Here is a 19507-nt window from a genome sequence, read left to right as displayed (position 1 = left end):
TGCAGCGGTTCAGAGCCGCGTGACGTCGATCACCGCCTGCGCGAACGCGGCCGGTGCTTCTTGCGGCAGGTTGTGGCCGATGCCACCGTCCAGCTGGCGGTGCTGGTAGCGGCCGCTGAACTTCTTCGCGTACACGGCCGGATCGGGATGCGGCGCGCCGTTGGCGTCACCCTCCATCGTGACCGTCGGCACGGTGATCGTGGGCGCCTGGGCCAGCCGCTGCTCCAGCGCGTCGAAGCGCTGCTCGCCCGCCACCAGGCCGATGCGCCAGCGGTAGTTGTGGACCACGATGGCCACGTGGTCGGGATTGTCGAAGGATTGCGCGCTGCGCTGGTAGGTGGCCTCGTCGAAGCGCCACTGCGGCGAGGCCTGCTGCCAGATGAAGCGGTTGAAGGCCACCGGGTTGGCGGCGTAGCCGTCGCGGCCGCGGTCGGTCGCGAAGTACGACTGGTACCACCAGGCGAACTCGGCGGCCGGCGGCAGCGGCCGGGCGTTGGCCTGCGGGTTGCCGATCAGGTAGCCGCTGACCGACACCAGGCCGGCCACGCGCTCGGGCCAGATGGCGGCCAGGATGCAGGCCGTGCGCGCGCCCCAGTCGAAGGCGCCCAGCACGGCCTGGCGGATGCCCAGCGCGTCCATCAGCGCCAGGATGTCCTGGGCCACGGCGCCCTGCTGGCCGTTGCGCGGCGTGGCGTCGGACAGGAAGCGCGTGCCACCGTAGCCGCGCAGGTAGGGCACGATCACGCGGTAGCCGGCGGCCGCCAGGCGCGGCGCGACGTCGACGAAGGCGTGGATGTCGTAGGGCCAGCCGTGAAGCAGGATGGCCACCGGGCCATCGGCCGGTCCGGCCTCGGCATAGGCCACGCGCAGGTCGCCGGCAGCGATGGTCTTGAGCGGCGCGAAGCCCGTGGCACCACCCGCCGTGGCGGCCCGGGCCGGCGTGGCGAGCAGGCTGGCCAACAGACCTGTGGTTGGCGCGGCGGCGAGGGCCAGGGCGGCTCCGCCGAGGAACTGGCGGCGGCGGGAAATGGTGTCTGCGGTGTGCATGGCAAGGCCTTTCGGTAGGAGGTTGGACGCTGCCGGCGCGGTGTGCGCCGGCTGGCCTCCAGTACACCGCCGCGGTGTATGTGGCATGTGTCATGGACACCCTGGAATTGCATGGCCATGTCGCCGATAGCGGGCCGGATACACAGCCATACAAAGCCGCAGACGGGCGGCGCCAGAACGACACCGCCACCCGGAAGGTGGCGGCGCGCTGCGAGCGGAGGAAAGGGGCGGCGCTCAGCCGCCACGCCGCCGCGGCGGCGGCGCGGCGTTGGCCGACGGCACGGCGCAGGGGCGGCCCGCGGACTGGCTCAGCTCCGAGGCCAGCCCACCGAACAGGAAGAACAAGGAGAACAGCAGCTTGCGCATGGCTTCAAACGTCCTGCGCTTCGACCTGCGCCGCGAACACATAGCCCTCGCTGCGCACCGTCTTGATGTAGCGCGGCTCGCGCGCGTCGTCGCCCAGGCACTTGCGCAAGCGGCTGACCATGAGGTCGATGGAGCGCTCGAACAGCTCGGCCTCGCGGCCCTGCGTGATCGAGAGGATCTGGTCGCGCGTGAGCACCTTCTGCGCATGGTCCACCAGCACGCGCAGCAGCCGGTACTCCGCGCCGCTCAGGGACACCACCGTGCCCTCGCGGTCCAGCAGCACGCGCTCCACCGTGTCCAGCCGCCAGTCGCCGAAGGCCAGGAAGCGCGCCTCGTCGCTGCTGCGCAGGTTGGGCGGCAGCATGCGCGTGCGCCGCAGCACCGACTTCACGCGGGCCAGCAGCTCGCGCGCGGCGAAGGGCTTGGCCAGGTAGTCGTCGGCGCCCATCTCCAGGCCCAGCACGCGGTCGGCCTCGTCGCCGCGCGCGGTGAGCATGATGATGGGCAGGGCCTTGTGCTTGCCGGCGCGCAGGTCGCGGCACAGCGTGAGCCCGTCCTCGCCGGGCAGCATGAGGTCCAGGATGACGAGGTCGAAGGGGCCGGCGGTCTCCAGCGCCTGGCGCATGTGCCGGCCCGTGGGCACGGTGGTCACGCGCAGGCCGTTCTTCTGCAGGTAGGCGCTGACCAGGTCGCGGATCTCGCGGTCGTCGTCGACCAGCAGCAGGTGGTCGGCGGCAGGCGTGGTGGTGTTCATGGCTGGTTCTCGGTCATGGAGGTCGGCAGGCGCAGGCCGGCGCTGAGGCCGCCTTCGGGCCGGTTGCGCAGGGCCAGCGCACCACCCAGCGACAGCGCCAGCTGGTGCGCGATGGCCAGGCCCAGGCCCGTTCCGCCGGTCTCGCGGTTGCGCGAGGCCTCCAGGCGGTAGAAGGGTTGCAGCACGGCGGCCAGCTGGTCTTCGGGGATGCCGGGGCCGGCGTCGCAGACCTCGACCAGCACGGCGCCGTCCTGCAGCCGCACGCCCACCTCGGCGCGCTCGCCGTACTTGAGCGCGTTGTCGACCAGGTTGGTCAGGATGCGGCGCAGCGCCTGCGGCCGCGTGGCGATGGCGATGCCGGCCTCGCCCGTGAGCGTGACCGGCCGGCCGGTGTCGGCGTAGTCGTTGACGAGGCTGCGCAGCAGCGCGTCCAGGTCGAGGCGGCGCAGCGGTTCGTCGGAGCCCTGCAGCGTCTTGGCGTAGCTCACGCCCTCGTGCACCAGCGTGCGCATGGCCTCCAGGTCGTCGCGGAACCGGTCGGCATCGGGCAGGTCGTCCGCCAGGTCCACGCGCAGGCGCATGCGCGTGATGGGGGTCTGCAGGTCGTGCGAGATGGCGGCCAGGATCTGCATGCGCTCCTGCACGGTGCCGGCGATGCGCCGCTGCATCGCGTTGAAGGCGCGCGCGGCCTGCGCCACCTCGGCCGGCCCGCTTTCCGCCACGGGCGATGGCCGCAGGTCGGGCCCGAGCCGGTCGGCCGCCTGCGCGAGTCGCGCCAGCGGCCGCGTGACCAGCCGCATGCCGGCCCAGGCGCACAGCGCGAGCACCAGCAGCTGTGCGAGCAGCAGCCAGGTCACCCAGTCCGCCACCGGCATGGGCACGCGGCGTGCCAGCACGTAGAGCGCGGTGCCGTCACTGAGCCGCAGCTGCATGCGCACGGCATCGCTCTGGCCGATCTGGCCGACCGCGAGCACCGGGAACGGCTGCAGCGCCTGCGCCACCACCTCGGCGAAGCGGGCCAGCGCGGGCGCCGTGGGCGGCGGCGTGTCCACGCTGCCTTCCAGCGCAAAGCTGTAGTTGGGCCGCTCCAGCCGCGGGAACCAGGCGGTCCGCTCCTGCGCGGGCAGCCGGTCCAGGATGGCCACGGAACTCGCGATGTCGCGCTCCACGCCGCTGAGCATCAGGTTCATCAGCGTCTGTCCGCGCTCGTGCCGGATGGCGGCATAGGTCAGCAGCTGGGCCAGTGCCATGCCCAGCACCACCAGCAGCATGGCGCGCGCCAGCAGCGTGGTGGGCCACAGGCGTCGCAGGAAGGCGCGCATGGGGTGTGTCAGGCGACCGACAGCGCGACCTGGATGTTGCCGCGCGTGGCCTCGGAATAAGGGCACAGCTGGTGCGCGGCCTCGACGATGGCCAGTGCGGTGTCGGGCGGCACGCCGGGCACGTGGACCTGCAGCCGTGCCGCCAGCTTGAAGCCGTCGGCGCCCTCGACCAGGTCGACCTCGGCATCGACGGCCAGGTCGGCGGGCAGCCGCACGCCCTGGACCTGGGCCGCGCGGGCCATGGCGCCCATGAAGCAGGCCGACCAGCCAGCCGCGAACAGCTGCTCGGGGTTGGTGCCCGTGCCCACGGCGCCGAAGCGCGTGAGCGTGATGTCCAGTCGGCCGTCGTCGCTGCGTGCGGCGCCGCTGCGCCCCCCTGTGGTGTGGGTGCGGCCGGTGTAGAGAAGCTTGTCCTGGGTGGTGGTCATGGTGTGATCCTTCGGAGGGGTTCGTCGAAATGACGGCGCGATTGTTCTTGTGCGCGGCGTTCTCTCCGAGGGGTTTTCTGACCGCATGTAGATGCCATGGCGGCGGGTACAAAACTATACAAAACAGCACCCGCAGCGCGTGCGCAGCCTACTGCGTCACCTACTGCGCCGCCAGCTTGACGGACCGCGCCATCTTCTCGTATTTGGCGATCTCGCCGGCGTAGAAGCGCGCCGAATCCGCCAGCGGCTGCGGCGGGAACGGCTCGGTGCCGGAGATGGCCAGCGCGCGCACCATCTCGGGCGACTGGATCGCCTTCTGGGACGCCTCCACGAGCAGCTGGATCCTGTCCGCAGGGATGCCGGCCCGGGCCATCACGCCCAGCCAGACCGAGTGGACGAACTCGGCCTTGTGCGGCAGGTTGCCCTCCACGACCGCGGGCACCTTGGGCAGCGTCTTCATGCGCGCCATGTCCAGCACCGTGACGGCCTTGATCTTGCCGGTCTCGATCAAGGGGATGGAGCCGCCCAGATTGGGCAGGATCGTGAAGTCGATCTGCTGGCCGGCCAGGTCGGCCAGCAGCGGCGACGCGCCCTTGTACGGCACGTGTACGAGCTGCACGCCCGTGGCCTGCGCCAGGTACTCGGCCACGATGTGGTACATCGTGCCGTGGCCGGGGCTGCCGAAGGTCAGGCCCGTGCGCCCGGCCTTCTTCGCCGCGGCGACGATCTCCTCCAGGCTCCCATAGGGCAGCTCCGGGCGCCCCATCACCACGAGCGGGTGGGTGGAAACGGGTGCGAGCAAGGCCAGGTTCTCGGCCTTGTACCGGGCCGATGCGATCGCCAGTGGCGCCAGGATGGCCTCGTTCGGCGAGCCCATGATGAGGGTGTGGCCGTCAGCCGGCAGGCTCAGCAGGCGCTGCACGGCAATGGCGCCGCCCGCACCGGGCAGGTTCTCGACGATGAAGGGCTGGCCCAGCAGCCGGCCCATGGTCGGCGCCATGGCGCGGGCCAGCACGTCGGCCGGGCCACCCGGCGGGAAGGCCGCGATCATCGTGATCGGCTTGCTCGGGAACGCGTCGCCCGCCCGTGTGGCGAACGGCGCGCCGCCCAGCGCGAGCGCCGCGGCCGCGGCCAGCAGGCGCCGGCGCGGCGGGACGGCGGACGCGGCAGCCGCGCCGTGGTGGATCGGGGTCGTGGTCATGGAATGGCCCTTTCTCTGGTGGTTGCGGCCCGGAGCGTCCCGGGCTTTGCGGGGATGCGTGGATGGGAGGGGAATGGAGGGCGCGCGCGCCGCGTCGCTCAGGCCGCCAGCTGGAACGCCGGGCCGCCGGGCCGCATGCGCATGCCCGCGGCCAGCCGCGTCCACGCGAGCTCGGCCGGGTCGGCGATGAAGGGGCCGGGCGAACGCGCCACGATGATCTCGCTGGCGATGGCCGCGAAGTCGGCGCGGAAGTGCACCGAGCTCTTGTTGACCAGGATCTTCTTGTCGGCCGGCTCGATGCCGACCATGCGGTACATGTTGCGGTCCAGCAGCTGCGCCTTGTGGGACACCACCACGATCTGCACGCCGTCGATGCGCAGCCTGGCGGACGGCCCCAGCTCGGCGCGCTTGCCGCGCATCATCGGGCCGCCATAGACGCAGCGCCCGTCCGACAGCGCCTCGACCAGGAACTCCGCCTCCAGCGGGGCGTCCTGCGCCACCTGCGGGCAGCCGCCGAGCGCCAGCCGGATGCGGGCGCCCACGCCGGCCTGGTGCGCGGCCCGCGCGCTGGCACCGTCCCAGACCAGGCCGACGGCCACGTCCTGCGCGCCCGCGCGCAGCAAGGCCCGGATCAGGCCCGTGGTGTTGGAATCTCCGCCCACGCCCGGGTTGTCCTGCGTGTCGGCCAGGATCACCGGGGCCGTGGCGGTCTGCGCGATCGCCATGGCCTTGCGCACGGCGGCCTCGGCCTCCTCGAACGCGACGGCCCACTGCGCTTCCGGTTCCGCCACGTGCCGGTAGAGCCGGTCGACGGCACGCTCGGCGGCGGCGGCGGAGCTGGCGTAGCCCCAGACCACCGGCCCGCAACCTGGAAAGTCGGCAGCCGGAAAACCGGGCGCGAACGAGAGCGACAGCACCTCCTGCGTTTCCAGCGACGTGAGCAGCGCGTAGCTGCCGCGCGCCGGCTCCATCATGGTGGACATGCTGTTCACCGGGATCAGGAACGGCAGCCGCCGCACCGCCTTGAACGCCGTGCCGCCCGGACGGACCAGGGCCAGCAGCAGTTGCGCCGCCCGGCGGCCGGTGTCGGCCATGTCGATGTGCGGATAGGTCCGGTACGCCACCAGGCCATCGGCCAGCGCGAGCATCTGCGCGGTCACGTTGGCATGCGAATCCAGCGAGGCCACGATGCGCATGTCCGGGCCGACGATGGCGCGGATGCGCGCCAGCAGTTCGCCCTCGCCGTCGTCGATGTGCTGCGCGACCATGGCGCCGTGCAGGTCGAGGTAGATGGCGTCGTACCGCGCCTGCCGCACCGCCTGCAGGATCTCGCCCGCGATGCGCTCGTAGGCGTCCGTCGTCACATGCGCGGAGGCGCCGGCCCCGGCCCACAGGACCGGCAGCACCTCGTGGCCGCACGCCTGCACCGCCTGGATGAAGCCGCTGACCGGGATGTTGACGTCCGCCAGCGCGTGGATCGCCTCGCCGCGCGCCATGGCGGGAAAGTCTTCGCCGTTGACGAAGCTGGCATAGCCCGCGCCCGTCGGCGCGAAGGTGTTGGTTTCGTGCTGGAAACCGGCGACAAGAATCTTCATGGCGTGTCCTGTGGTGGGGGTGGGCCGCATGGGACGTTGCGGCCTGCCTGCATGATCTGCGCCGGTTGCTGTTGCACCAACAGCAATCTGCAACGATCATCGTTGCCCAACGGGCAACATCACGGTGACCAGGACATGCGCGACATCAACCAGAAACGCCTGCGCTACTTCAAGGAGGTGCTGGTACACCGCTCCATCCGTGGCGCGGCCGATGCGTTGAACACGGCGCCGTCGGTCATCACACGGCAGCTGGCGCTGCTGGAGGAGGAACTGGGCGTGCTGCTGTTCGAACGCCAGGCCCGCGGCGTGGTGCCGACGGACGCCGCCACGCACCTGCTGGACTTCTGGCGCGGCTGCCAGGCCCACCAGGAGCGGCTGGAGGAGCAGCTGCAGGCGCTCAGCACCTTCGCGGCCGGTTCGGTGCGCATCGTCGCCAGCGAAGGCTTCATCGACGGGCTGCTGGGCTCCGTGGTCGCGCCCTTCTGCGCGGCGCATCCCCAGGTGTCGGTGCTGGTCGACGCACTGCCCGTGAACGAACTCGTGACCGCCGTGGCAGAGGACGCAGCGCACATGGGCGTGGCCTACAACCCCAAGGCCGATGCGGCGCTGCAATTCGCCGCCACGGCCGCTTCGCCCCTGAAGGTGCTGGTGCGGGCCGGGCATCCGCTGGCCAACGCACAGGGGCCCGTCACGCTGCGCCAGGTGGCGGCCTGGCCGTTGGCGCTCATGCCGCCCAACTACGGCGTGGGGCAGCTGCTCGAAGCGCTGGCGTATGCCGAGCACATGGCCCTGGTGCCGAGCTTCCGGAGCAACTCCGTGGCGGCCCTCAAGCGCTTCGTGCAGGCCACCGATGGCGTCAGCTTCATTGGCGCCGGCGCGGCGACGGCGGCCGAGACCGCAGCCGACGCGCTGGTGGCGCTGGACCTGGCCCACCCGGTCAGCCGCAAGGCCAAGGTCCGCCTGCTCGTGCGCAAGGGCAGGCCGCTGTCGGGCGCTGCGGCCCACATCCTGCAGGCGCTGCAGCGCAGGTTCGCGCTCTTCCAGGGCGCGTAGACGGGGTCTGCACCGGGGCGGCGCAGCACGCGCGCCGCCGCCAGGGCACACTCACGCCTTTCCCGCTCCCCCTGCTCCTGTGGACTTCCTGCTCCAGACCCTCGCCCAGTACGGCATCGCCTTCGTGTTCGCCATGGTGCTCATCGAGCAGCTGGGCGCGCCGATCCCGGCCTTCCCCGTGCTGATGCTGGGCGGCACGCTGGCCGCGCGCGGCGAACTCGCGCTGGCGCCGCTGTTCGCCGCCGCCATGGCCGCCACGCTGATCGCCGACAACCTCTGGTACTGGGCCGGCGAGCGCCTGGGCCGGCGCGTGCTGCGCTTCATGTGCACGGTCTCGCTGACGCCGGACAGCTGCGTGCGCCAGACCGAATCCATCTTCCTGCGCTTCGGCCCGGCCTCGCTGATGGTGGCCAAGTTCGTGCCGGGCTTCGCCTCGGTGTCCACGGCGCTGTCGGGCGCGCTGCACATCCGGCGCGCCACCTTCGTGTTCTTCGACGCCATCGGCAGCGCGCTGTGGATCGGCCTGGGGCTGGCGCTGGGCTGGCTGTTTGCGTCGGCCATCGAGGACGCGCTGGCCACGCTGAGCGAACTGGGCCGCTGGGGCCTGGCGCTGCTGCTGGCCGCCGTGCTGGCCTTCGTCGCGTCCAAGTGGTGGCAGCGGCGCCAGTTCCAGCGCCAGTTGGCCAGCGAACGCATCAGCGTGGAGGCCCTGGCCGCGCACATGGACAGCGGAGCGCCCGCCGTGCTGCTCGACGTGCGGGTGCCCGGCAGCCTGCCGCACGGCCGCATCCCCGGCGCGCTGCAGATGCAGGGCAAGAGACTGCCGGACGCGCTGGATGCGCTGGCGCGCGACACCTTGCTGGTGGTCTATTGCGCCTGTCCCAACGAGGTCTCGGCCGTGCAGGTGGCCCAGCGGCTGCAGCGCCAGGGCTTCACGCGCGTGCTGCCGCTGCTGGGCGGCGTGGACGCCTGGCTGGCCGCCGGCCGGCCGCTCGCCACGCCCTGAGCCCTACCAGGCCAGCCGCCAGCCGCCCGGGCCGATCGGCACCGGCGGCTGCTCCACGGGCAGCGCGCCGGGCTCCAGGAAGTCCGAGAGCACGTCGTCGCGCAGCGCGATGAAACGCGGGTCGCTGCGGTGGCGCGGGTGCGGCAGGTCCACGTCGACGATGCGCCGGATGCGGCCCGGGTGCGGCTGCATCACCACCACCTGGTCGGCCAGGAACACCGCCTCCTCCACGTCGTGGGTGACCAGCAGCATGGTGATGCGCTCGGCCTGCCAGATGCGCTGCAGCTCGTTCTGCAGCCGCGCGCGCGTCAGCGCGTCGAGCGCACCGAAGGGCTCGTCCAGCAGCAGCAGGCGCGGCCGGTTGACGAGGCCGCGCGCGATCGCCACGCGCTGCGCCATGCCGCCCGAGATCTGGTGCGGGAAGGACTGCTCGAAACCCTGCAGCCCGACCAGCGCCACATGCTCGGCCACGCGCGCGCGCTTCTCGGCCGGCGTGAGCTCGGCGTTGCGCAGGCCCACGGCGATGTTCTGCTCCACGTTGAGCCAGGGGAACAGCCGGTGGTCCTGGAACACGATGCCGCGCTCGGGGCCGGTGCCCACGATGGGTTGGCCGTCGAGCTCGATGCGGCCCTCGTACTGGTCCTCCAGGCCCAGCACCAGGCGCAGCAGCGTGGACTTGCCGCAGCCGCTGGCGCCCACGATGCTCACGAAGCGGCCGGCCGGCACGTGCAGGTCGATGTTCTCCAGCACCTGCAGCTCGCCGCCGGCGGCCTGGGTGCTCGCGTAGCGCTTGCCCAGGGCGCGGATGTGCAGTTCGTTCTCGGCAGCGACAACAGTCAAGAGGTTCTCCCCAACCAACGCGCCAGCCGGCGCTCCAACCAACGGGCCGAGGCGTTCATCGCCCAGCCCACCGAGCCGATGACCACCATGCCGAACAGCACGAGGTCCATGCGGAAATGCTCGCTGCCCTCGATCAGCGTGTTGCCGATGCCCTTGCCGGCCACGAGCAGGTACTCGGCGCCGATGGTGGCCAGCCAGGAATAGATCAGCGCGAGGTAGACGCCCGTGAAGATCGCCGGCAGCGCCGACGGCAGCACCACCTGCGTGACGGTCTGCCAGCGCGTGAAGCCATAGACGCGCGCGACCTCCAGCAGCGCCTTGGGCGTGGTACGGATGCCGTCGCAAGTGTTGACCACCACCGGCACCAACGCGGCCAGCGACAGGAACACCACCTTGGCCACGTCGCCCAGGCCGAACCAGACCGAGATCAGCGGGATCCAGGCGAACAGCGAGATCTGCTTGAAGGTGTTGAAGCTGGGGCCGACGAGGCGGTTGAACAGCGGCGACAGGCCCAGCAAGGCCCCCAGCAGGAGGCCGCCCAGCGTGCCGATCAGAAAGCCCGTGGCTTCGCGCGCCAGGCTGGCCGACAGCGCGCGCCACAGCCGCCCGGTCTCGATCTGCTCCCAGGCCGTGGCCAGCACCTTGCCCGGCGCCACCAGCAGCGCCGAGTTCACGAGTTCGAAGCTGGCGGCCAGCGACCACAGCGCGATGGCCGCCACCGGCAGCACGAAGCCGCGCCAGCGGCCTGTCGCTTGCGGCTTGAGCGGCGCGAGCGCGGACAGCTCCGCACGTTCCGTCGCGGCGCTCATGTGGTCCCCTTCACGCGGCGCTCGGCCCAGTCCAGCACCCGGTCGATGGCGTAGCCGATGGCACCGACCACGATCACGGCCGCCATCACCTGGTCCAGCTGGAACAGCTGGCGGCCGTAGACGATCAAGTAGCCCAGGCCTTCGCTGGACGCGACCAGCTCGACCACCACCAGCGACAGCCAGGCCTTGGTGAAGCCCAGGCGCAGCCCGGTGAACAGCGTGGGCACGGCATGCGGCAGAACAATCTCGAGCACCTGCTGGCGTGGCGTGTAGCCATAGACGCGGCCGACCTCACGCAGGTTCAGCGGCGTCTGCCGGAAGCCCTGCAAGGTGTTGAGCGCCACGGGCACCAGCGCGGCCTTGGCGATCAGGATGTATTTCAGCGGCTCGCCGATGCCGACCAGCAGCAGCACGAAGGGCAGCCAGCCCAGCACCGGGATCTGCACCAGCGCATTGAAGCTGGGCAGCAGGTAGGCCTCGGCGCTGCGCGACAGCCCCATGGCCGAGCCCAGCGCCAGCCCCAGCAGCGCGCCGGCCGCGAAGCCGACCAGCACGCGCTGCAGGCTGGCCGACACGTGCAGCCACAGGTCGCCGCTGGTGGCCAGGTCGCGCAGCGTCTCCCAGACGAATTGCGGTGGCGGCAGCACCTGGGGCGAGATCCAGCCCTGGGCGGCGCCCAGGAACCACAGCCCCAGCAGGGCCGCCGGCAGCAGCCAGGGCAGCAGCGCGTCGCCGCGCAAGCGTGCTGCCTTGCGCGGCACGGCGGCGGGCGCGGCCGGCGCAGCAGGGACAGCCGGCGCGGGCAGCGACGACGCGGCCAGCGCCCCGCCCGTCAGCAGCGGCACGAAGGTCTGCTCGACGCCCATCTCAGCGTGCCGCGACCGAGGCGCTGCCCGCCACGGGCTTGCCCTTGGCGTCGTAGGCCGTCCAGTGGTTCTCCAGGCCCTGCTTCTTGAGCGCGGCCTGCAGGTACTTCGGCTCGAACCAGTCGTCCACGGTCACGCTGCGACGGATCAGCTTGAGCTTGAGCGCGTCGTCGACCACGGCCTTGTAGCGGGCGTTCAGGAACGCGTCGAGCAGCGGCGAATTGCGCTCGGCCAGCGACTGGTTCTCGAACTCCGCCTTGTACGAGGCGGCTGGCGTGCCGCTCTTGGCCCAGGTCGCGAACAGCTCCTCGCGGTTTTTCTCGTCGGACGCCCACTTGGCGGCGCGCACGAACACGTCGACCACGCGCTGCACCTCGGCCGGGTTGGCTTTCTCGAACTCGCCGTGCACGAGCAGCGCGGCCTGGCGCGTGTAGGCCGGGTCCTGGCCCTGGGTGGAGTAGACGATGCGGGCCAGCCCCTGGTCGCGCACCTTGAACCACTCGCTGCCGCCGAAGGCCGCATCGACGCCGCTGGAGACCAGCGCCGCCTGGGCGCTGCCGGTGTCCAGGTTCACGCCCTTGATGTCGCGCTCGGTGAGGCCGTTGGCGGCCAGCACGTTGATCGCGACCAGGTGGCCGTTGGTGCCGCGGAAGATCGAGACCTTGCGGTCCTTGAGGTCCTTGATCGACTGGATGGCGGACTGGGGCGGCACCACCACGTAGAGGTTGTTGCGCGTGCCGCTGGCCAGCAGCAGCCTGGTGTTCAGGCCGTTGGCGCGGCCCACGAGCGAAGGCAGGTCGCCCTGGTAGGCGAAGTCGATCTGCTTGTTCGACAGCGCCTCGTTGACCGCCGGGCCCGCGCCCTTGAAGAACAGCCACTCGATCTTGGTGCCCGAGCCCTTGAACTCCTGTTCCAGCCACTGCTGGTTGCACGCCACGCCGCCGGGCGAGCCGCCCCAGGTGACGGGATCGCCACCGCCGGCCGTGGCCACGCCGATGCGGATGACCTCGGGCGCGGCCTGCGCCGCGGTGAATGCGCCGAACAGCGCCAGTGCGGCGGCCCAGCCCTTGAAGACTTGCTTGGTCGAGAACATGCGGAGTCCTTGGAAAACGGTTCAGGTGGCAGACGCGAGGCCCAGCTGGCGGCCCACGGCCGTGCCGTCGAAGAAGTGCGGATTGGCCTCGGTGTAAAAGCGCAGCGGGTTGCCGAAGGTGAAGGCGCGGAAGTCCTGCGCCGAGAGCACGCCCTGCTCCACGAGGTCCCAGGTCTCGGCCAGAGGCTCGGTGAACTCGGGCACGTCCCAGTGGCCCACGTCGGACGACCAGATCGCGTTGATCTTCACGCCGCCCGGGTGCACGCGGTGGTTGAAGGCGGCGGCCACGGTGCGGTCGTCGGCCTCCGAGCCGAAGAAGAACGGATCGACCCAGCGCGCGCGGATGTCGTCCACGCTCTCGATGCCGGCCAGCGCGAAGTCGTCGATCTCGCTGTCGTTCGGCTCGCGGCTGTGCGGCAAGGCCGAGATACCCAGGCTGTCGCGCACCAGCGTGGCCTTGTCCACCGCGCGGCCCTGCAGCAGATCGACGCCGTGCTGGTCGAACAGCGCGGCCAGCAGGTCGACGTCGACGGCGGCCGGGTCGTAGTTGCGCACGGCATTGCGGTTGCGCTTCTCCCAGCGGTCCACCAGGTGGGTGAACACGTGCGAGCCCCAGTCGGCCCCGCCCTCCAACAGCGCCACGCGCAGGCCCGGGAAGCGCCGCGTGACGCCGCCGAAGAACAGCGCCTTGGCGAACGCCTGCGAGCCATCGGCGAAGTGGCCGATGTGGTTGAACATGTAGTTGCTGGTGGAATGCCGGCCGGTCCAGCCCTGGCTGCCGTAGTGCGTGGTCACGGGCACGCCGAGCTCGACCACCTTGGCCCAGAACGGGTCGTAGTCGTGCGGGCTGTCGATGCCGTAGAAGTCGGTGTAGGTCGCGTGCTTGGCGATCTCGGGGTGGTCCTTGGCCGGGTACTTCTCGGCCATCGCCGGGATCGGCCGGCGCACGCCGCCCGGGATGTTGGCCACCTTCAGGCCCAGCGTCTTGATGGCGAACTCCAGCTCCTCGATGGCTTCCTTGGGGTTGTGCATCGGGATGCCGGCCACGGGCGTGAGCCGGTCGGCGTAGGCGCGGTACTGGTCGGCGTGGAAGTGGTTCAGCGCGCGGTGCAAGGGCTGGCGGTACTCGCTGCCGGCCGCGGCCGGCGACAGCACGTCGTTGGGGAACAGCACCGAGTAGTCCGAGCCCTGCTCGGCCAGGCGCTCGTACAGCAGCGCGGGGATGGTGTAGGTGGCCAGGTCGTAGGTGTTGCGCGTGACGCGGGCCCACCAGGGTGCGCGCAGCGTGCGGTGGTGGGCGCGTTCCTCGGCGCTTTGCTGGTACCAGTCCTTGCCGCCGCCGTCGCGCGTGACGAAGCGCCCGCCCAGGGCCTTGCGCAGCGCATCGACCAGCTTGGGGCCGCCGTACTGGGCGATGTAGTCCTCCAGCACCGGCGCGTAGTCGTTCACATGCACGTCGGTGTCGATGACGGGATGGTCCAGCCGCGCCTTGACGGCGGCCGAACGCGAAGCCTTGGCGGGGTTCAGGCGGGTGTTCACGCGGGTGCTCCTTGGATGGAATCGGTCCGCGCATCTTCGAAGCCGGCCCGCCCCGTGCAAACGAAGGCTTTCGCATGTGCATGCGTGCAGAACGGATAAGACGTAAGCTGCGCGGCACCATGGCCCACCCCCTTTTGCGCTGGAGCGCCCCCCTACTCGCCGCCCTTCTCGCCGCCCTGCTCGTTGCCTGCGGCACCGTCGAGAGTCTGAAGCCCGGCATGCCCCGTGCCGAGGTGCTGTCGCGCTGGGGCCAGCCCACGCGTGTCGTGCCGCTGGCCCAGGGCGAGCGGCTGCAGTACAGCTTCCAGCCCCAGGGCCAGGAGGTGGTGATGGTGGACATCGACGCCGCAGGCCGCGTGCTGCAGGCGCGCCAGGTGCTCAACGAGAACGACTTCGCGCGCATCCCGCTGGACGGCAGCTGGACCCAGGCCGACATCGACCGCGAGTTCGGCCCGCCGGGCTACGTGGGGCAGGTCGGGCGCTGGGACGGACCGGTCTGGACCTACCGCTGGCGCGGCGGCATGGTGGACCAGATGTTCTATGTCTACTTCGATCCGGCCGGCCGGGTGCGGCGCACCGAGATCGGCATGGACCCGCGGCAGTTCCGCAATATGCGCTAGACAGGGGTACCGGGCTGCACCGGCCGCCTGGCGCGGCCTGTGTCATGCGTGGAAAAAATGCTTGGCTGGCCTGAAGAGTTGGCTAGCAAAAACGACCTTGGAGACCGAAGTCTCGGGTCGCCCCACGATGAAACCGGTGGAAATGCCTGCAGTGCTGCACTGCACTTCCGATGGGATCAACTATACATCAATTGAGAAGCACTCTCATTTGAGGCCCTGTTGGCGGTGCGGCCTTTGCGTCGGCCGCACCAGCCAGCCGGGGCTCAGGCGCCGCGCTCCCAGCCACCGCCCAGCGCGCGCACCAGGCCCACGGTGGCCTGGTACTGCGCCGACCTGACCTGCAGCGCCTGGCGCCGGTTGCGCAGCTCGCTGCGGCGCGCGTCCAGCAGCTCGATCTGGCTCACGAGGCCATTGCGGTAGCGCGTCTCCGACAGCGCGGAGGCGCGCGTCGCCGCGGTCACGGCGCGGCCCTGGGCCTGCGATTGCGCGTCGAGCAGGCGCAGCGCGGCCAGCTGGTCCTCCACATCGCGGAAGGCACCCAGCACCTGGGAGCGGTAGCCAGCGGCGGCCACGTCCAGCTGCGCGGCCGCGTTCTGCAGGTTGGCCTCGCGGCGGCCACCGTCGAAGATCGGCAAGGACAACAACGCGCCGATGCCCCACGACCGGGCCGACCACTTGAACAGGTCGCCGAGGTCGGTGGAGGCGAAGCCACCCGAACCGGTCAGCGCGATGTCGGGAAACCAGGCCGTGCGCGCCACGCCCACGCGGGCCTGGGCGGCCTGCAGGCTCAGCTGCGCGGCCGACACATCGGGCCGGCGCGCGAGCACCGCGGCCGGCACGCCGGCCGGGATCTGCGGCAGCGCGCTGCGCCAGTCCTGCGGTGCCAGCGCGAAACTGGAGGCGGCCTCGCCGACCAGCACGGCCAGCGCATGCTCCGTCTCGGCACGGCTGCGGTCCAGCGCCAGCGCCTCGGCCTCGTTGGCAGCCACCTCGCCCTGCACGCGCACGAGGTCGAGCTCGGCCACGTCGCCCGCGTCGTAGCGGCGCTGCGTCAGGCGCAGCGTGTCGTCGTAGGCGGCCACGGTCTGGCGCACCAGCGCGCGTTCATCGTCCAGCGCGCGGAGCAGGAGGTAGGTCTGCGCGGTCTGGGCCTGCACCAGCAGGCGCGTGCTCTGCAGCAGCGCGGCGCGCGCATCCGCATCCAGGCCAGCCGCATCGCGCGCCTGCGCCAGGCGGCCGAACAGGTCCAGCTCGTAGGAGAAATTCGCCTTGGCCGTCAGCACGCTGGCCGGCTGGCTGCCCTGCGCGGTGTCGGCCCCGGCGCCGCGCTGGGCGCCGGCGCCGATGCCGATCTGCGGCGCACGGTCGGCCTCGGCGCTGCGCAGCAGCGCGCGCGCCTGGGCCAGCCGCGCGGCGGCCTCCTGCACGCTGGTGTTGCGGGCGCCGGCGCGTTCGACCAGGTCGTTCAGCACCGGGTCGTTGAAGGCCAGCCACCAGGCGCCGCGCTCGGCCTGTTCGGCCGGGGCGACGGTGGCGAAGCGTGCGTTGCCTTCCTTGAAGGCGGTGGGCACGGCCGGCAGTGCGTGCTCGGCCGGGGTGGCCGGCAGCGGGCCGCTGGCACAGCCGGCCAGGATCAGCGCGGCCAGCAGGGGGGTGACGATGGCGTTCAGTCGCATGGTTCTTCTCCTCACTCGATGGGGTGGCGCGGCGCGGCCGGCAGCGGCTGGATGGAGCCACCGCCCGCACCGTGGGCCGGGGCCGATGCCACGACCGGCACATGCACCTCGCCGTGCTGCACCAGCGGCCGGTTGCCGGCCAGGCGGCGCATCAGCACGTAGAACACCGGGGTCAGGAACAGGCCGAAGGCCGTCACGCCGATCATCCCGGCGAACACCGCCACGCCCATGGCCGAGCGCATCTCGGCGCCGGCGCCGGTGGACAGCACCAGGGGCAGCACGCCCATGATGAAGGCCAGCGAGGTCATCAGGATCGGGCGCAGCCGCAGCCGGCTGGCCTCGATGGCGGCCTGCACCGGCGTGCGCCCGCCGAACTCCAGCTCGCGCGCGAACTCCACGATCAGGATCGCGTTCTTCGCCGAGAGCCCCACCAGCACGATGAGCCCGATCTGGGTGAACACGTTGTTGTCCCCGCCGTCGATCCAGACGCCGGTCATCGCCGCCAGGATGCCCATGGGCACGATCAGGATGATGGACAGCGGCAGCGTCAGGCTTTCGTACTGCGCAGCCAGCACCAGGAACACCAGCAGGATCGCCAGCGGGAACACCAGGAAGGCGGAGTTGCCGGCCAGGATCTCCTGGTAGGTCAGCTCGGTCCATTCGTAGCTCACGCCCTTGGGCAGCGTCTCGGCCGCGATGCGTTCGATCGCGTCCTGCGCCTGGCCCGAGGAGAAGCCCGGTGCTGCGCCGCCGTTGATGTCGGCCGACAGGTAACCGTTGTAGCGCATGGCGCGTTCCGGACCGAAGCTCGAATTCACCTTCATCAGGGCCGACAGCGGCACCATCTCGCCCGAGGACGAGCGCACCTTGAGCAGGCCCACGTCTTCGGCGCGGGCGCGGTAGGGCGCATCCGCCTGCACGCGCACGCTGTAGGTGCGGCCGAACTTGTTGAAGTCGTTGGCGTACAGGCTGCCCAGGTAGATCTGCATGGTGTCGAAGATGTCGGTCACCGGCACACCGAGCTGGCGCGCCTTGGTGCGGTCGATGTCGGCGTACAGCTGCGGCACGTTGACCTGCCAGCTGGTGAACATGCCGGCCAGCTCGGGCGTCTGGTAGGCCTTGGCCATGAAGGCTTTGACGGCCTTGTCCATCTCGTCGTAGCCCAGGCCGCCACGGTCTTCCAGCTGCAGCTTGAAGCCGCCGGTGGTTCCGAGGCCGGCCACGGGTGGCGGCGGGAACATCACGATGAAGGCGTCCTGGATCGCACCGAAGGCCTGGTTCAGCTGGCCGGCCACGGCACCGCCGCTCTGGTCGGCGCGCTTGCGCTCGGCGAAGGGCTTGAGCGTGGCGAACACGATGCCCGAGTTCGAGCTGTTGGTGAAGCCGTTGATCGACAGGCCGGGGAAGGCGATGGCGTCTTCCACGTTCGGGTTCTGCTTGACGATCTCGCCCATGCGCTTGATCACGTCCTCGGTGCGGTCCAGCGTGGCGCCGTCGGGCAGCTGGGCGAAGCCGATCAGGTACTGCTTGTCCTGCGCCGGCACGAAACCGCCGGGGATGGCCTTGAACAAGCCGAAGGTCACGCCGATCAGCGCGAGGTAGACCACCATCATCAGCGCCTTGCGCCCGATGACGCGCTTGACGCCGCCGCTGTAGGCCTCGGAGCCGCGGTGGAAGAACCTGTTGAAGCCGCGGAACAGCCAGCCCAGCGTCTTGTCCATGAAGCGTGTCAGCGCGTCCTTGGGCGCGTCGTGGCTCTTGAGCAGCAAGGCGGCGAGCGCGGGCGACAAGGTCAGCGAGTTGATCGCCGAGATCACGGTGGAGATCGCAATCGTCACCGCGAACTGCTTGTAGAACTGGCCCGTGAGCCCGCTGATGAAGGCCAGCGGCACGAACACGGCCACCAGCACCAGCGCGATGGCGATGATGGGGCCCGACACCTCGCGCATGGCGCGGTAGGTGGCTTCGCGCGGCGACAGGCCCGCCTCGATGTTGCGCTCCACGTTCTCCACGACCACGATGGCGTCGTCCACCACGATGCCGATGGCCAGCACCAGGCCGAACAAGGAGAGCGCGTTGATCGAGAAACCGAGGATGTGCAGCACCGCGAAGGTGCCCACCACCGACACCGGCACGGCCAGCAGCGGGATGATGGAGGCGCGCCAGGTCTGCAGGAACAGGATCACCACCAGCACCACCAGGGCGATGGCTTCCAGCAGCGTGTGGATCACCGACTCGATCGATGCCCGCACGAACTGCGTGGGGTCGTAGGCGATGCGGAACTCCACGCCCTCGGGCATGCTCTTGGCCAGTTCGGCCATGGTGGCACGCACGTCGCGCGAGATGTCCAGGGAGTTCGAGCCGGGCGACTGGAACACGCCCATGCCGACGGCCGCGTCGTTGTTCAGCAGCGAGCGCAGCGAGTAGTCGGCCGCGCCCATTTCCAGGCGGCCGATGTCACGCAAGCGGGTCACGGCGCCGTCGGTGCCGCTCTTGACGATGATGTCGCCGAACTCCTCTTCGCTCTGCAGGCGGCCCTGGGCGTTGATGGACAACTGCATGTCCACGCCGGCCAGGCCGGGCGACGCGCCCACCACGCCGGCCGCGGCCTGGATGTTCTGGCCGCGGATCGCCGCCACCACATCGCTGGCCGACAGGCCGCGCTGCGCCACCTTCTGCGGATCCAGCCAGACACGCATCGCATAGTCGCCGCCGCCGAAGATCTGCACCTGGCCCACGCCCTGGATGCGTGCGAGGCGGTCCTTCACGTTGAGCACCGCGTAGTTGCGCAGGTAGTTCATGTCGTAGCGGTCGTTCGGCGAGACCAGGTGCACCACCATGGTCAGGTCGGGAGCGCTCTTGACCGTGGTGATGCCCAGGCGGCGCACCTCCTCGGGCAGGCGCGGCTCGGCCTGCGAAACCCGGTTCTGCACCAGCTGCTGGGCCTTGTCGGGGTCGGTGCCGAGCTTGAAGGTCACGGTCAGCGTCATCACGCCGTCGGTGGTGGCCTGGCTGCCCATGTAGAGCATGCCTTCGACGCCGTTGATCTGTTCTTCCAGCGGCGTGGCCACGGTCTCGGCGATCACCTTGGGGTTGGCGCCGGGGTAGTTGGCGCGCACCACCACCTGCGGCGGCGCGACCTCGGGGTACTCGGAGATCGGCAGCGCGCGCATGGCGATCAAGCCGGCGAGGAAGATCAGCACCGACAGCACACCGGCAAAGATCGGCCGGTCGATGAAGAATTTGGAGAGGTTCATGGCAAAGGTCCCCCCTGCCACCGGCGCGCTGGGCG

The 19507-nt window shown here is 70.8% G+C and carries 17 protein-coding genes; 3 read left to right on the top strand and 14 right to left on the bottom strand.

Annotated features, from left to right (window positions below; genetic code table 11):
- Nucleotides 1-9: 9 nt before the first annotated feature.
- The 7 genes from ASF45_RS13355 to ASF45_RS13330 all read right to left on the bottom strand — a co-directional run bounded on the left by ASF45_RS13355 (nucleotide 10) and on the right by ASF45_RS13330 (nucleotide 6713).
- Nucleotides 10-1047, bottom strand: coding sequence for an alpha/beta fold hydrolase (locus ASF45_RS13355; RefSeq protein ID WP_056662759.1), 1038 nt, complete (start codon nucleotides 1045-1047; stop codon nucleotides 10-12).
- Between the two features lie 234 nt (nucleotides 1048-1281).
- Nucleotides 1282-1413, bottom strand: a complete 132-nt coding sequence (locus ASF45_RS36840; RefSeq protein ID WP_255357793.1) for a hypothetical protein — start codon at nucleotides 1411-1413, stop codon at nucleotides 1282-1284.
- A 4-nt stretch (nucleotides 1414-1417) separates the two neighbouring features.
- A complete protein-coding gene (locus ASF45_RS13350) occupies nucleotides 1418-2167 on the bottom strand; it encodes a response regulator (protein ID WP_056662756.1) in 750 nt (249 codons plus the stop codon).
- Nucleotides 2164-3489, bottom strand: coding sequence for an ATP-binding protein (locus ASF45_RS13345; RefSeq protein WP_056662751.1), 1326 nt, complete (start codon nucleotides 3487-3489; stop codon nucleotides 2164-2166). The genes ASF45_RS13350 and ASF45_RS13345 overlap by 4 nt, the downstream gene beginning before the upstream one ends.
- Nucleotides 3490-3497: 8 nt before the next feature.
- The gene (locus tag ASF45_RS13340; RefSeq protein WP_056662748.1) at nucleotides 3498-3917 is read right to left on the bottom strand and encodes an organic hydroperoxide resistance protein; all 420 of its coding nucleotides are present in this window, start codon (nucleotides 3915-3917) and stop codon (nucleotides 3498-3500) included.
- Between the two features lie 160 nt (nucleotides 3918-4077).
- Entirely contained in the window at nucleotides 4078-5118 is a 1041-nt protein-coding gene (locus tag ASF45_RS13335; RefSeq protein WP_056662745.1) for a tripartite tricarboxylate transporter substrate binding protein, read from the bottom strand.
- Between the two features lie 98 nt (nucleotides 5119-5216).
- Nucleotides 5217-6713 carry a M81 family metallopeptidase gene (locus ASF45_RS13330; protein ID WP_056662744.1) on the bottom strand — a complete coding sequence of 499 codons (1497 nt, stop codon included), beginning with the start codon at nucleotides 6711-6713 and terminating at the stop codon, nucleotides 5217-5219.
- A gap of 135 nt (nucleotides 6714-6848) precedes the next feature.
- On the opposite strand from ASF45_RS13330, the gene ASF45_RS13325 reads away from it, so the two are divergent.
- Both ASF45_RS13325 and ASF45_RS13320 read left to right on the top strand, forming a co-directional pair.
- Nucleotides 6849-7766 (top strand): LysR substrate-binding domain-containing protein, encoded by a 918-nt coding sequence (locus ASF45_RS13325; protein WP_056662740.1) that lies wholly within the window; start codon nucleotides 6849-6851, stop codon nucleotides 7764-7766.
- Between the two features lie 79 nt (nucleotides 7767-7845).
- Complete coding sequence (locus tag ASF45_RS13320) at nucleotides 7846-8772, top strand: VTT domain-containing protein (protein ID WP_056662736.1); 927 nt, start codon at nucleotides 7846-7848, stop codon at nucleotides 8770-8772.
- 3 nt (nucleotides 8773-8775) lie between these two features.
- Here the strand turns inward: ASF45_RS13320 and ASF45_RS13315 are convergent, their stop codons facing one another.
- Genes ASF45_RS13315 through ASF45_RS13295 form a run of 5 tightly spaced genes read right to left on the bottom strand, consistent with a single transcriptional unit; the run spans nucleotide 8776 to nucleotide 13919 of the window.
- Nucleotides 8776-9612: an ABC transporter ATP-binding protein gene (locus ASF45_RS13315; RefSeq protein ID WP_056662733.1), complete on the bottom strand. Its 837-nt coding sequence runs from the start codon at nucleotides 9610-9612 to the stop codon at nucleotides 8776-8778.
- A complete protein-coding gene (locus ASF45_RS13310) occupies nucleotides 9609-10421 on the bottom strand; it encodes an ABC transporter permease (RefSeq protein WP_082550991.1) in 813 nt (270 codons plus the stop codon). Before ASF45_RS13310 ends, ASF45_RS13315 begins: the two co-directional genes overlap by 4 nt.
- Nucleotides 10418-11287, bottom strand: a complete 870-nt coding sequence (locus ASF45_RS13305; RefSeq protein ID WP_082550990.1) for an ABC transporter permease — start codon at nucleotides 11285-11287, stop codon at nucleotides 10418-10420. The genes ASF45_RS13310 and ASF45_RS13305 overlap by 4 nt, the downstream gene beginning before the upstream one ends.
- Before the next feature lies 1 nt (nucleotide 11288).
- Nucleotides 11289-12380 carry an ABC transporter substrate-binding protein gene (locus ASF45_RS13300; RefSeq protein WP_056662731.1) on the bottom strand — a complete coding sequence of 364 codons (1092 nt, stop codon included), beginning with the start codon at nucleotides 12378-12380 and terminating at the stop codon, nucleotides 11289-11291.
- Nucleotides 12381-12401: 21 nt separating this feature from the next.
- Nucleotides 12402-13919, bottom strand: a complete 1518-nt coding sequence (locus ASF45_RS13295) for an amidohydrolase family protein (RefSeq protein ID WP_056662729.1) — start codon at nucleotides 13917-13919, stop codon at nucleotides 12402-12404.
- A gap of 218 nt (nucleotides 13920-14137) precedes the next feature.
- On the opposite strand from ASF45_RS13295, the gene ASF45_RS13290 reads away from it, so the two are divergent.
- Nucleotides 14138-14539, top strand: a complete 402-nt coding sequence (locus ASF45_RS13290; protein ID WP_235580904.1) for a hypothetical protein — start codon at nucleotides 14138-14140, stop codon at nucleotides 14537-14539.
- 263 nt (nucleotides 14540-14802) lie between these two features.
- Here the strand turns inward: ASF45_RS13290 and ASF45_RS13285 are convergent, their stop codons facing one another.
- Both ASF45_RS13285 and ASF45_RS13280 read right to left on the bottom strand, forming a co-directional pair.
- Nucleotides 14803-16215 (bottom strand): efflux transporter outer membrane subunit, encoded by a 1413-nt coding sequence (locus ASF45_RS13285; protein ID WP_056662722.1) that lies wholly within the window; start codon nucleotides 16213-16215, stop codon nucleotides 14803-14805.
- Between the two features lie 11 nt (nucleotides 16216-16226).
- Entirely contained in the window at nucleotides 16227-19472 is a 3246-nt protein-coding gene (locus ASF45_RS13280; RefSeq protein WP_056662720.1) for an efflux RND transporter permease subunit, read from the bottom strand.
- Nucleotides 19473-19507: the final 35 nt, after the last annotated feature.

The sequence above is a fragment of the Pseudorhodoferax sp. Leaf265 genome (assembly GCF_001422365.1).
Lineage (GTDB): Bacteria > Pseudomonadota > Gammaproteobacteria > Burkholderiales > Burkholderiaceae_C > Pseudorhodoferax.
The sequence above is the reverse complement of the archived record's forward strand: the minus strand, read 5'-3'. Positions and strand labels throughout refer to the sequence as shown.